This is a genomic window from Synechococcus sp. W65.1 (assembly GCF_047461615.1).
Classification (GTDB): Bacteria; Cyanobacteriota; Cyanobacteriia; order Thermostichales; family Thermostichaceae; genus Thermostichus.
On record NZ_JANSHI010000004.1, the window covers coordinates 75,291 to 87,179 of the forward strand.

Consider the following 11,889-nt stretch of genomic DNA (forward strand, 5'->3'; position numbering starts at 1 on the left):
CAAGCAAGGAAAGCGATTCCCCTTGGGCTAGACTGTGTCCCGGCGCACCCGCACCACCAAGTCAATCCACGACAGCTACCAGATCCTAGGCTTGGCTGGACAAGGACAGTATGGGCGAGTCTTCTGCGCCCGGCCCCGCCAAGGAGGGAAGCTGGTGGCTCTCAAGGAGCTGCCGCTGGAGCGCTTTCCCACCCCTAACCTACTGCGGGAGCTGCGCTATCTGCTGACGTTAAACCACCCCAACATCACCCGCTGTTACGCCCTGGAACATGCCCGCGAGGGGCGCTATCTGGTGTTGGAGTACTGCGAGGGAGGTACCCTGCGGGAGCTGATCAACCAGGTGGAGCAGGGGCTGTGGCTGCCCGTCAAGCTGGTTTTGGGCTTTGTGGATCAGATCCTGGCTGGCCTAGACCATGCCCATGGGCAGGGAGTCATTCACTGCGATGTAAAGCCCGAGAACATTTTGCTTAAGCCCACGCCCCAGGGCTGGCAACTGAAGTTGACCGATTTTGGCATTGCCCGCCAGCCGCAGCCAGTTCCTCGGGAGAGCGCTGCTACCGGCTCACCGGCCTACATGGCTCCCGAGCGGTTCTACGGTCAGTTTAGCCCTGCCTCGGATCTCTATGCGGTGGGAATCATCCTGCTGGAGCTGTTGACGGGCCGGCGGCCCTTTTCCGGATCTCCCCCCCAGTTGATGCACGCCCACCTCAACCAGCGGTTTGTCTGTCCGGAGGGGATCCCGGCGCCTTTGCAGGAGGTGCTAGAGGTGGCTTTGCGCAAGCTGCCCCTGCGGCGGTTCCGCACAGCAGCGCAGATGCGTTCGGCCCTGGCGGCGGTTGCCCAGAAGTGGCAAGAGCCAGCTGCCTGTTGGGTTGGCCCGCGCCTGCTGCGCCAGTCCCCCCCCGGGGTTCAGGTTTGGGATCTGCCAGCCAACGGCGGCTTGCAGAAGTTTTATGTCTGTGAGGATCCCAGCGGCTGCCGTTCCCCCCTGCTGCTGCGAGTTACCCCCCAGAGCTTAGAGTGGCTGGAACTCCAGACCCTTGCCCTGGGGGCGCCGCCGCTGGCCTGTTTTCCCTTGGCCGAGCCCCTGCAGGAGGTGGTGTTCCTGGGGACTTTTCCAGAAGCCCTGGCTGTTTCCAAAAGTAGCCTTCTGCACCTCAGTCCCACCCGCATCCGCACCCTCCTGAGTTTTGAGGAGAGGTGGCAAGCCACCTGGCTAGAGGAGCGCCAGGAGCTCATCTGGGCCACTGCCAAGGAAATTGGGGCAGTGCAATGGCTGCCAACTGGGCCAACTGCAGCTCAACCTTTTCCCGAGTTCCACTGCTACTTCCGCTGGCCTTGGCGGGTGCCAACGGGATCCCTGCCCCGTTTACTGGCCCTCTCGGAGCAGCTGGTGCTGCTGGTAGGGCGGGGACGGCAATGGGTGGACATGAGCGTGTTGCCCTATCCAGGAGTTGGGCAGACGGGAGTGCAGCCGCTTTGCTATCGCCTGCCGCTAGATCCCCGAGGGGAGGTGCTCAGCTTGGGAGAACGGCTGCTATTCGCCCCCAGCGAGGGCGGAAGACAGGGCGGCTGCCCCCACCTTGGCGTAGTCCAGCTCAACCCGCTGCGCCTGCGCCGCTGGTTTTTAAAAGGGTGGCCTGTCCAGATGGCCAAGGCCCCTTGGGGCGTGCTGCTGCTGTGTCAGGAGGGGGAGGGGTTCTTGTCCCTCTGGCTGTACAGCAAGGGGGGGGATCCCTTGGCTCAGGTGGCCGTGCCCGCCGCCTCCAGAGTGTTGCAGGTGGGAAAAAAGGGACGGGTCTGGCTGCAGGTGCCCAAGGCCGGGGAGCTGCAGCGCTTTGAGCTATGGCAATTGGATTTCAACCGGTTGCCAGGGGAGGGCCATGCTGCCCGAGTAATTCCCTTGGACTAACTTGGCCCAGGGAAAGTCCTTAAAATCGTACTCTAACCTGGCCTCGGCGTGGCCAGCTGCCGCCCTTTGGGATTCCAGTGGATTTTGCCCTGCTTTCTGGTAGTGGTTGCGGAGGAAGCTTTGCCATGAGTCAGCATTTGCCTGAACCCTCCCCCAGCGGGTTGCTGGAGCAGCTGCGGCGCAGGGAGGGAGGGTGGTTGGACTGGGCCAAGGCCTGCCAAAGCTTGCAGCACCAGAAAATGACCCCCCAGGCCATCTTTGAGGCCACGGGGCTTGAGCCTGCCCAGCAAAACCAGATGGTTGTTGCCGCCCAGGTCTACGAGGGAATGGCCAAGGCAGGCGCCAGCGCGGCCCTCTTGGAGCACTTTGCCCAGCGAGGTAGCGACATCCTCTACGAGCTGCGCATCCTCTCCCCCAAGGATCGCATCCGGGTAGCGGAGCTGGTGGTCAGCCGCAACCTAGGTGCCGGGGAGGCCCACGAGATTGCTCGGGCTGTGAAAAGCTATGCCCAACTGCAGCAGCTTCCGGAAGGGTTTACGGATCACCCCGGCGATGCGGTGGCCTATCAAGCCTGGAAGACTGCCCAGCAAAGCCGCGATCTGCAGGAGCGGACACGGGCCATTGGCCGGGCTCTCCAGTATGTCCACAGCGAAACCGCCCGCCGCCAGATCGAGCAGCTCCTGACGACGCTGGCTCTCGGCTCCCGGCGCAAGCTCTTGCCCAGGCTGTCGGTATTTCGCCCGGAAGAGGAGTTGCCTCGCTTGTTGCCCGTGGCCGGATCCCTGCCGCTAGCCACCGCCACTTGGGAAGGGATCCCTCCTGCTGCACCGCAGGGGCCTTTTGGCTGGGTCAGCAGTGCCGCTGGACAGATGTGGATAGCTTTGCCCGCTTGGCCAGCCCTTCAGAGGGCCGCTGATCCCGTGGCCCTGCAGGTGGAAAATCAACTCCTGGGATCCCTCTTGGACCAGCCGGTGGCCGCTGAGGAGGAGCGGGATCCCGTCCTGCTAGTGGTCGATCGCGCCGTTCGCACCTGGGAAGGGAGAGCGGGGGTTTTTCTAGTGGATCGGGAGGGATGGCTCTCCCTGGAGTGGATCGACGAGGACTTGCCCCCCTCTCCCCCCTTGGGTCAAGTGCTAATGGCCATACGCCCGCCCCGCATCTTCGATGAGGAGGTGGCCCAAGATCCCTGGCAGCTAGAGGAGTAAGCAGCGGCTCTTTTCACGCGGCCGCTAAGAGGGGCCCTTCAAGGGCCGGTGTAAAGCCACAGGGGCAAGCCAGAAGTACTGACCTCAAAGTGCAACCGTTCCAGAGCCTCTGCGACGGGCAGGAAGCGGGCCCACCCCCTGCGCCGGGGCAGCAGATCGTAGAACTTGGCCTCTGGTGGCAGCCCTGCGAGTTCAGCCGCCCAGAGGCGAGCATCTTCTTCCGTTCCCAAGCGATCAACTACTCCCAAGTGCAGCGCTTGCTCGCCACTGAAAATGCGGCCATCGGCAAAGGTTTTGACCACACTCACGCTCAGCCGTCGCGCCGCTGCAACGGTGTGCACGAACTGGCTGTAGGTGATGTCGATCAGCTCCTGGAGGATGTTGCGCTCTTCGGGAGTCAGCTCGCGATCAAAGGAGAGGATATCTTTGTAGGGGCCGGACTTAATTACCTTAAAGGAGATCCCAATTTTGTCTAGCAGCTTTTCAAGGTTGTTGCCGCGAATGATAACACCGATGCTGCCGGTGATGGTGCCAGGGTTGCTGACAATTTTTTCCGCTCCCATGGCAATGTAAACTCCCCCCGAGGCTGCGATGTTGCCAAAGCTAGCCACAATGGGGATACCTTTTCGATCCCGCAGGCGCACAAGGGCGCTGTAGATTTCCTGCGAGTCCGCCACCGTCCCGCCAGGGCTGTCGATGCGCAGCACCACGGCAGGGATCTGTTTTTCTTCCACCTCTTTCAAGGCTTTGAGAACCCGCTCCCGGGTTTTGCTATCGATAACTCCCGCCACCTCAATGCGGCCAATTTGCCGACGTAAACCACCCGAGAACCATTGCTTCAGCATAGTAAAGAACGGCACAAAAATAAGCCCATATCTCCTATCATGGTAAGGTGCTTGGTGGCTGGGTCAACCAACTGGATTAGACATTGCCATACACCGGGATCGCTGCCCCTCTGAGATCGCGGGCTGCTTCCGAGACCAAAAAGGCAATCACCTGCCCAATCGACTCCGGCTTCACCCACAGCTCTGCCTGCTCAGATCCCATGGCGGCGCGATTGGCGGGGGTGTCAATAATGCTGGGCAGGATGACGTTGGCGGTGATGTCGGTGCCTCTGGTCTCGGCGGCAATGGTGCGGGTGAGGGCCACTACCCCGGCTTTGGAGGCACAGTAGGCCGCCAGCTGAGATCCCGGTTCTACTGCCCCTCGGGAGGCTATCGTTACGATTCGTCCATAACCCTGTTGCCACATCTTGCGCAGGCTGTGCTTGCAGGCCAAAAAAGTGGTGGTGAGATTGAGGTCGAAGTCGCGCCGCCAAGCTTCTAGGCTGTACTCGTGGGTGGGGCCCATGGCAAAGCCACCCACCAGGTGCACCAAGCCATCGACGCGGGGCAGATCGTCAATGAGCCGGGCCACAGCCGCTTCGTTCAGCAAGTCCACCTGCACAAAGCGCACCCGATCCAGGCTATTGGCTGGCAGGCGCTGCCGCAAAGCAGCCAGCTCCTCTTCTTGGCGGTAGGTCAAGGTCAACGCTGCCCCTGTGTCCAGGAGCACAGGGGTTACTCCCAGCCCCAGCCCACCGGTACCTCCAGTAACAAGGATCTGTTTGCCCTGGTTGTTGAGCATAGGTTGTTCTGGGCGAGAACTCCCTCTCACCCTACCGCGGTTTTCCCTTGCCGGAAACGGCAGCCATCCTAGGCATCTGCTCCAGCAGTAGATTGCTCAGGGCCAGCCAATCGCCCAGATCCAGCTCTTCGGCGCGCGCCGTGGGGCTGAGGCGGAGTTGGGCCAGAGCGGCGGCCACGGTCTCGCGATCCACGAGCCCTCTTAGAGCGTTGACAAGCTGCTTGCGGCGGGCAGAGAAGCCCTGGCAAACCAGTTGGGAGAACCAGCGGGGATCGTGGGCGGGGGTGGGGGCAGGGCGGGGAGTGAGGCGAACCACTGCTGACTCCACTTGGGGAGGAGGCTGGAAGGCGCTAGGGGGCACGCGGCAGATGAGCTCGCACTCAGCTAGGTAACGCACCCGTACACTCAAAGCGCCGTAGGCTTTGCTGCCAGGGCCGGCCTGCAGGCGCTCAGCCAGCTCTTTTTGCACCATCAAGACGATGCGCTCAAACTGCCTCACCGGCTGGGCTGGGGATCCCAGAACTTTCTCCAAAATGGGGCCAGTGAGGTTGTAGGGGATGTTGGCCACCAGCAGGCGGGGCTGAGGCGGGAGCGGCAGGCGCAGAAAATCTCCCTCCAATAGCTGAAAGCGGGACTCGTTGGCAAAGCGCTTGCGCAGCAACTGGCACAGATCCCGATCGATCTCCACTGCCACCACCTGGGCGCCTTGGGCCAACAGCCGCCGTGTTAACTGCCCCGTACCTGGGCCAATCTCCAGCACCCAGGGGGGATCCCTGCCCTCTTGGGGTGGTGGCAACTGGGCGGCCTCCACAATTGCCGCGTGGACAGCAGGATCTTTGAGCCAATGCTGGCCAAAGCGCTTGCGGGGATAGGGCATGGGTGGGCTGTCGGCTGGAGAATCAGGGTGAGACCGGCGTCTTCTCCTGGGGCAGGTTGGGATCCCTCCCTGGGAGAGGCTGGCGGTAGAGCGGCACGGTAAAGGTAACGGTGGAGCCCAAGCCCTCTCCCAAGCTGTAGAAATGGATCTCCCCCCCCATTGCCTGCACCAGGCGTTGGCTGATGGCCAAGCCTAGGCCGGTGCCCCCGTACTGGCGAGTGGTGGAGCCATCTACCTGGGTAAAGGCCTGGAACAGCTTTTGCTGCTTTTCCAACGACACGCCGATCCCGGTGTCGATAACGCGAATGCGGGCCATCCCCGGCTCGCCAGGCAGGAGGTCTGCTCGCACCGTTACCGAACCCTTGGGGGTAAACTTGATAGCATTGCCCACTAGGTTAAGCATCACCTGCAGCAGGCGTTGGTAGTCGCCATAGAGCAAAATGGGCTCCGCCCTGGGGGGCAGGTGAAAGCTGAGCTGCAATCCCTTTTGACTGGCCTGCAAACTGGTTTTGGCCTCCACATCCTTGAAGAGAGCTTGCAGGTCGCAGGGTTGAAACTGCAACTCCAGTTTGCCGGCTTCAATTTTGGCAATATCCAGCACGTCGTTGATTAAGGCCAACAGGTGCAGGGCAGAGCGGTAGGCTTCCTGCAAAAAGTCCAGCTCCTCTTCCCGGCTTTCGGCCATTCCATCCAGTACCAGCCTAATGAAGCCGATGATGCTGTTTAAAGGGGTGCGCAGCTCGTGGGAGGTGTTGGCCAGAAATTGGCTTTTGAGTTGGTTGGCCGATTCTGCTTGGGCGCGGGCCAGCTCTAGCTCTTTGTTTTTCTGAAGCAAGGTTTGGTTAGCCAGTTGCAGACGGGTGGCCAGTTGGCGACTTTGTTCGAGCAACCTGGCGTGGGCAATGGCAGTACCCAAGTAGGTGGCAATAATCTGCAGCAGCTGGAAGTGGCCGGTCTGCCAGGCAGGAGCTGTCTTGGGGGGCAGCACTTCTAGCCAAAGCAAGCTGTTGGGATGGCTGCGGTAGCACATGGCCACAGCGAGGTGGCGTTCTGTTACCACTGGCTCTTCCTGTCTAAGGGCCTGGAGCAAATGGGGGTGATCTCCTAGCCGCAGCGTCTGGTTGAGCAGCGAGGGAGTTTCCGGATAGCGGCGGTACTCGGCGTTAACCGTCAGGAAATCCTGTCCCACCTCGTAGAGGGCAAGTAGACACCGATCCACCCCAAACAACTGCCCCAACTGTTCTACCGTCTGCTGGCACAGCTCGCGGATACCTGCCGAGTGGCCAATGCTGCGCAGAAGCTGAGCTGTAACCGCCTGGAGCGGCTCACCGTCCCTGAAGGAATAGGGCGACCTAGGAGTCTTGCTTGTCCCTCCAGCCAAGTTGAAGGGCGTTGCCCCCAGCACCCTGCCCACCACCGCAACAGCTACCACCTCCCCCTCTGTATCCCGCACGGGGTTGAGGCAAAGGTGCAAATGCAGCTTGTAGCGGAGCGAGAGGACTTGGCATTCGTGCTGCAGGGGCTCCCCTGCCGCAAACACCTGGCTGAGCTTGGCTTGGTACTCCTCCCCGTTCACCAACTCCCATCCCTGCTGTCCGGCCACAATCTGCTGCGGGTAGATGCCGTAGCTCTCAGCGCCTTCCCAGTAAAAGCTTTGAAAGCGCTGCTGGCGATCCTGCGTGTAGAGGATGAGATCCGGTCGAAGCACACCCACCTTGCTTTGAGCTTTGAAAAACCAAGCTCTTGGGATCCAGAACTTAGGTTTTTGCAGAGGAAGCTGAGGTAGTGGGGTTGGAGTCTCTGTCGGCAAGGCGGGCAAAGAGCATTCGCCCTGCCGAGGTCTGGATGGAGCCAGTAACCACGACCGAGCGAGTTTTGCCTACGGCCCGCTGTCCCTCTTCCACCACCACCATCGTGCCATCTTCCAGATAGCCTACCCCCTGGCCTGGCTCCTTGCCCTCACGAGTAATCTTGATGTCGAAGCTATCGCCAGCGATGTAGATAGGCCGCAAAGCCTCGGCCAGCTCGTTGACATTCAGCACCTTGATCCCTTGCAGCAGAGCTACCTTCTTGAGGTTGTAATCAGTAGTTACCAGCGTCCCGCCCACACTTTGGGCAAGGCGCACCAGCTTCTCGTCGACGGTGTTTAGGTCAGGGTAGTTGGCTTCGTGGATAACAAAGCAGTTGGGGTTGGCCTGGCGAAGGGCCTGCAGCGTATCCAGCCCCCTCCGACCCCGCTCCCGTTTTTGGGGATCGGCCTTGTCAGCAATGGCCTGTAGCTCGGCAATCACAAAGCGGGGAACGACTAGCGTTCCCTCCAGAAAGCCCTTCTCAATCAACTGAGCCACGCGCCCGTCAATGATGGAGCTGGTATCCAAAACCTTGGGGCTGGCTGCCACCACACTCCCTTCTGCTGCCGCCTGTAGGGCATAGTTAGGGTTGAATAGGCGCAACAGCGCCGGGCCGTGGGTATCGGCCAAACTCACTCCCAAGTAGGCAAAGGAGAGGCTAAAGAAGACAGAGGCCAGGGGTTCCAGAAAATTGTTCAGCTCCTGGGGCAGGGGCAGTAAATAGACAGGAGCCATAGCCAAGTTGGCAATCACCAGGCCAATGACCAATCCTACCGAGCGGCTAATCAACACATCCGGTGGCAGCGAGCGCACGTTGGCCTCGAAGCGGCGGTAGCCCCAGCGCACCAGGGATCCCAGCGCCAAACCTGCCAAGGCCCCAAAGCCGCCAGTAACCACGCGCGCCCCTTCGACGTTGGCTCCTTCAAGAGCAGCAGGGGGGAGCAAATCCAGGCCGTAGAACCCAAGGCCCGAGCCCGCTAAGATGAAGATTGCAATGAGTAAAATGTCCAACATGGCGCGGAAAGTGCCCCTGCTGGGAATGGCAAGCTGTCAGCAAGGGGCAAACCTGCCCCCTATTCTAGTCTTCGGGCTGGAGGCGGATCTCCTCCCCAAACTCTAGAAAAAGGAGGCTATGCTGAAAAAGGGCGATCCCTGGCCGGCTTAAGTGCTAGTCAAGCTTAACGCCACCAATCAAGGTCTGAGCAAGCTAGAAGGAACCATGGCCCAAACCCTAGAACTAACTGCCGAAAATGTGGAAAAAGTCCTCAACGAGCTGCGCCCCTATCTGCAAGCTGATGGCGGCAATGTAGAGCTGGTGGAGATCGATGGCCCAGTGGTGAAGCTGCGCCTGCAGGGGGCCTGTGGCGCCTGCCCCAGTTCTACCCTAACCCTGAAGATGGGCATTGAGCGCAAGTTGCGGGAGAGGATCCCCGACATCCTAGAAGTGGAGCAGGTGTTCTGAGGATCCCTGCCCCGAGGACTTTGGGCTGAATTCCCCTCTCTTGCGAGGGTAGCTGTCTCCTCTTTTGTTGTTGCCAGCACATGCCGATTCTTCTCTCCATCGCCATCCTAGCCCTCCTCATTCTGGTGCACGAGGCGGGCCACTTCGCAGCAGCCAAACTACAAGGGATCCACGTCAACTGCTTTTCGCTGGGGTTTGGCCCCGTGCTGTGGCGCTACCAGGGCAAGGAAACAGAGTATGCCATTCGCGCGCTGCCCTTGGGAGGCTACGTAGGGTTTCCTGACGATGACGAGCGCTCCCCCTACCCCCCCGATGACCCGAATCTCTTGAAAAACCGCCCCCTTGCAGATCGCCTGGTGGTGATGAGTGCCGGAGTGCTGGCCAACTTGGCCTTTGCCTACCTGGTGCTGGTGCTGACGTTTGCTCTGCTGGGGATCCCCTCGGTTACCCGCATCCAGCCCGGCATTCTCATTGCTCAGGTAATGCCAGGTAGCCCGGCAGAGCGGGCGGGCCTGCAGGCAGAAGATGTGGTGCTGCGGGCAGCTGACCACGACTACAGCGACCTTGCCGATGCTGCCTCGGCCTTGGCGGCCCTCAACGATTTTCAGACGCTCATCCGCAGTAGCGCAAACCAACCCGTTCCCCTGCAGGTGCGACGAAGGGAAAAAGAAGCGCTGCTGGAGATTACCGTAATCCCGGAGCGGCAAGGGGAGAAAGTAGCCATCGGGGTTAGCCTAGCGCCCAATCAGGAGGTGAACCTGCGCCCCGCCCAAAACCTGGGGGAGATCCTGACGGAAGCTGGAAACGCCTACCAGCGCTTGGTGACGATGAATCTCACTGGCCTGCAGGAGCTGCTGCGGAACTTCCAAAACACCGCTACTCAGATATCCGGGCCGGTGGGGATCGTCAAAATTGGCGCAGACCTAGCGCGGGATGACGTTGCCAGCTTGTTGAATTTCACTGCCTTGATCAGCATCAACTTGGCCGTCCTTAACCTGTTGCCCCTCCCTGGCTTGGATGGAGGCCACATTGCCTTTTTGATCTTGGAAGCCATCCGTGGCCAGCGGCTGCCCAGGGAGGTCGAAGAGCGGGTGATGCAGACAGGCTTGGCGCTTCTCCTGGGGCTGGGAGTGTTCCTAATCTTCAAAGATACTCTTGCCATTGTCACCGGGTCGGGCTAGTTGCCAATGACCAGCAAGCGGGCTTTGCGCCAAAGAGCCTTGGAGATTTTGCTGCGCCTGAAGCGCCATTACCCCAACTCCAAGTGTACTCTCCACTACCAGACGCCGCTGCAACTGCTGGTGGCGACGATTTTGTCAGCCCAGTGCACTGACGAGCGGGTTAACCAGGTAACCCCAGAGCTGTTTCGCCGCTTCCCCGATGCCCAGGCTCTGGCCACAGCCCCGCGGGAGGAGATTGAGGCTCTAATTCGGCCCACCGGCTTCTACCGCAACAAGGCCAAACACATCCAAGAGGCCTGCCGCAAGATCTTGACAGACTTTGGCGGCCAGGTGCCGCGCACCATGCCGGAGTTGCTCACCCTGCCAGGAGTGGCCCGCAAGACGGCCAACGTGGTACTAGCCCATGCCTTTGGCATTAACGCTGGCGTAACGGTCGATACCCACGTCAAGCGCCTCAGCCGCCGCCTTGGCCTTACCGAGCACGAGGACCCCGTGCGCATTGAGCGGGATCTCATGCAGCTGCTGCCGCAGGTGGATTGGGAGAATTGGTCCCTTCGCCTTATCGAGCATGGCCGAGCCATCTGCACCGCCCGCCAGCCTCTCTGCCAGCAGTGCTTCCTAGCTGATCTCTGCCCCACTGCCTCCCTTCTAAAGCCGGAGGCAGCTGCCAATTGAAATCCGCAGGAGCTGGCCCTCTCTCCGGAGGGAGTCCTCAAGCCCCTGCTTTGGCATGAGCGCGGTCACGCTACCCCAGCATCACCTTGGGAGAGAGCAACAGCGTCAGGGATCCCTGGCCACAATCAATGCGCCCTTGAGCAAAGCGCACGCGAGCCAGGCCTGCTTTCTTGAGGGTAATGGCCTCGGGATGGGCTGGCTGTAGCCCAATGGCTGCCTGTACCCAGAGGCTCAGATCCGGCTGGTGGCCAACTACCGCCAGCGAGGTGAAGGGATCCCGCTCTGTCTGCCAGCGCACCAAGTCGGCAAAGCTGCCGCCGGGGGCCAACGGCTCAAACACTTCCAGGGCTTCGGCCAAGTTCTCGTCCACGAAGATCTCTGCCGTCTGCCGCGCTCTGACCAGAGGACTGGTGAGCAGGAGATCCCACTTCCAGCCCATGCTCCTGAGCTGGCGGGCAATTTTGCGACAGCGCTGGCGGCCTTTATCCGTTAGGGCGCGCAGGCTATCCTCCTTCCCTGGTTGGGGCTCTTCGGCTATGCCGTGGCGAACAAAATCCACGGTCACTGCCCTGCCTGTTACCTGACTGTTGTCGTCTGGTTCAAGCTCAAACACCATCGGCACCCGGCAACCTTTCACGTTTCTCCTAGGATACCTTGCCCTGCTCGGGAAAAGCCCAGTGGCGACCCTAGTTGTGGTACGATGATAAACAGGATACTAAATGATGTTTTAGGAGTTCCCCAGGCATGTCTGCGGCAATAGACATTGCTGATGCTACCTTTGAAGCCGAGGTGCTGCGCAGTGAGATTCCAGTTTTGGTTGATTTTTGGGCACCCTGGTGCGGCCCTTGCCGGCTGGTAGCTCCTGTGGTGCAGGAGATAGCAGAGCAGTATGCTGGTAAAATCAAGGTTGTAAAAATCAATACCGACGAAAATCCCCAAACTGCCAGTCAGTACGGCATTCGGAGTATTCCTACCCTGATTCTCTTCAAAGGTGGCCAAAAGGTAGATGTGGTGGTTGGCGCCGTTCCCAAGGCAACGCTGACCACGATTTTGGAAAAGCACCTTGGAACCTCTGCTGAGGGCTAGGGTTTTGGCCAAGAC

Annotated in this window: 12 protein-coding genes; 6 read left to right on the top strand and 6 right to left on the bottom strand. The window is 60.4% G+C overall.

Going from position 1 to position 11,889, the window contains the following annotated elements:
- The first annotated feature begins 34 nt into the window (after window positions 1-34).
- Both NW806_RS03485 and raf1 read left to right on the top strand, forming a co-directional pair.
- Window positions 35-1,912 carry a serine/threonine-protein kinase gene (locus NW806_RS03485; RefSeq protein ID WP_414410032.1) on the top strand — a complete coding sequence of 626 codons (1,878 nt, stop codon included), beginning with the start codon at window positions 35-37 and terminating at the stop codon, window positions 1,910-1,912.
- 125 nt (window positions 1,913-2,037) lie between these two features.
- Window positions 2,038-3,117 carry a RuBisCO accumulation factor 1 gene (raf1, locus tag NW806_RS03490; protein ID WP_414410033.1) on the top strand — a complete coding sequence of 360 codons (1,080 nt, stop codon included), beginning with the start codon at window positions 2,038-2,040 and terminating at the stop codon, window positions 3,115-3,117.
- Between the two features lie 38 nt (window positions 3,118-3,155).
- Here raf1 and sppA read toward each other — a convergent pair whose 3' ends face one another.
- From sppA to NW806_RS03515, 5 genes are all read right to left on the bottom strand, one after another.
- Complete coding sequence (gene sppA / locus NW806_RS03495; protein ID WP_414410034.1) at window positions 3,156-3,962, bottom strand: signal peptide peptidase SppA; 807 nt, start codon at window positions 3,960-3,962, stop codon at window positions 3,156-3,158.
- 76 nt (window positions 3,963-4,038) lie between these two features.
- Window positions 4,039-4,743 (bottom strand): 3-oxoacyl-ACP reductase FabG, encoded by a 705-nt coding sequence (gene fabG, locus NW806_RS03500; RefSeq protein ID WP_414396123.1) that lies wholly within the window; start codon window positions 4,741-4,743, stop codon window positions 4,039-4,041.
- Between the two features lie 31 nt (window positions 4,744-4,774).
- Entirely contained in the window at window positions 4,775-5,620 is an 846-nt protein-coding gene (gene rsmA / locus NW806_RS03505; protein WP_414410035.1) for a 16S rRNA (adenine(1518)-N(6)/adenine(1519)-N(6))-dimethyltransferase RsmA, read from the bottom strand.
- Window positions 5,621-5,642: 22 nt separating this feature from the next.
- Window positions 5,643-7,328, bottom strand: coding sequence for an ATP-binding protein (locus tag NW806_RS03510; RefSeq protein WP_414410036.1), 1,686 nt, complete (start codon window positions 7,326-7,328; stop codon window positions 5,643-5,645).
- A 49-nt stretch (window positions 7,329-7,377) separates the two neighbouring features.
- Window positions 7,378-8,484, bottom strand: a complete 1,107-nt coding sequence (locus NW806_RS03515; RefSeq protein WP_414410037.1) for a PIN/TRAM domain-containing protein — start codon at window positions 8,482-8,484, stop codon at window positions 7,378-7,380.
- Between the two features lie 205 nt (window positions 8,485-8,689).
- On the opposite strand from NW806_RS03515, the gene NW806_RS03520 reads away from it, so the two are divergent.
- The 3 genes from NW806_RS03520 to nth all read left to right on the top strand — a co-directional run bounded on the left by NW806_RS03520 (window position 8,690) and on the right by nth (window position 10,788).
- A complete protein-coding gene (locus NW806_RS03520; protein ID WP_414396728.1) occupies window positions 8,690-8,932 on the top strand; it encodes a NifU family protein in 243 nt (80 codons plus the stop codon).
- An 80-nt stretch (window positions 8,933-9,012) separates the two neighbouring features.
- Window positions 9,013-10,113: an RIP metalloprotease RseP gene (gene rseP, locus NW806_RS03525; protein WP_414410038.1), complete on the top strand. Its 1,101-nt coding sequence runs from the start codon at window positions 9,013-9,015 to the stop codon at window positions 10,111-10,113.
- Between the two features lie 6 nt (window positions 10,114-10,119).
- Window positions 10,120-10,788: an endonuclease III gene (nth, locus tag NW806_RS03530; RefSeq protein ID WP_414405029.1), complete on the top strand. Its 669-nt coding sequence runs from the start codon at window positions 10,120-10,122 to the stop codon at window positions 10,786-10,788.
- A gap of 70 nt (window positions 10,789-10,858) precedes the next feature.
- Here the strand turns inward: nth and sixA are convergent, their stop codons facing one another.
- Complete coding sequence (sixA, locus tag NW806_RS03535; protein WP_414410039.1) at window positions 10,859-11,425, bottom strand: phosphohistidine phosphatase SixA; 567 nt, start codon at window positions 11,423-11,425, stop codon at window positions 10,859-10,861.
- A gap of 107 nt (window positions 11,426-11,532) precedes the next feature.
- On the opposite strand from sixA, the gene trxA reads away from it, so the two are divergent.
- On the top strand, window positions 11,533-11,874 hold the full coding sequence (trxA, locus tag NW806_RS03540) for a thioredoxin (RefSeq protein WP_414410040.1): 342 nt from the start codon (window positions 11,533-11,535) through the stop codon (window positions 11,872-11,874).
- The last annotated feature ends 15 nt before the right edge of the window (window positions 11,875-11,889 follow it).

Excerpts from the sequence above, each read along its gene's own strand:
- sppA (WP_414410034.1), bottom strand. The coding sequence starts at position 3,962 with ATGCTGAAGCAATGGTTCTCGGGTGGTTTACGTCGGCAAATTGGCCGC.
- raf1 (WP_414410033.1), top strand. The coding sequence starts at position 2,038 with ATGAGTCAGCATTTGCCTGAACCCTCCCCCAGCGGGTTGCTGGAGCAG.
- rsmA (WP_414410035.1), bottom strand. The coding sequence starts at position 5,620 with ATGCCCTATCCCCGCAAGCGCTTTGGCCAGCATTGGCTCAAAGATCCT.
- trxA (WP_414410040.1), top strand. The coding sequence starts at position 11,533 with ATGTCTGCGGCAATAGACATTGCTGATGCTACCTTTGAAGCCGAGGTG.
- NW806_RS03515 (WP_414410037.1), bottom strand. The coding sequence starts at position 8,484 with ATGTTGGACATTTTACTCATTGCAATCTTCATCTTAGCGGGCTCGGGC.
- NW806_RS03520 (WP_414396728.1), top strand. The coding sequence starts at position 8,690 with ATGGCCCAAACCCTAGAACTAACTGCCGAAAATGTGGAAAAAGTCCTC.
- nth (WP_414405029.1), top strand. The coding sequence starts at position 10,120 with ATGACCAGCAAGCGGGCTTTGCGCCAAAGAGCCTTGGAGATTTTGCTG.
- fabG (WP_414396123.1), bottom strand. The coding sequence starts at position 4,743 with ATGCTCAACAACCAGGGCAAACAGATCCTTGTTACTGGAGGTACCGGT.
- rseP (WP_414410038.1), top strand. The coding sequence starts at position 9,013 with ATGCCGATTCTTCTCTCCATCGCCATCCTAGCCCTCCTCATTCTGGTG.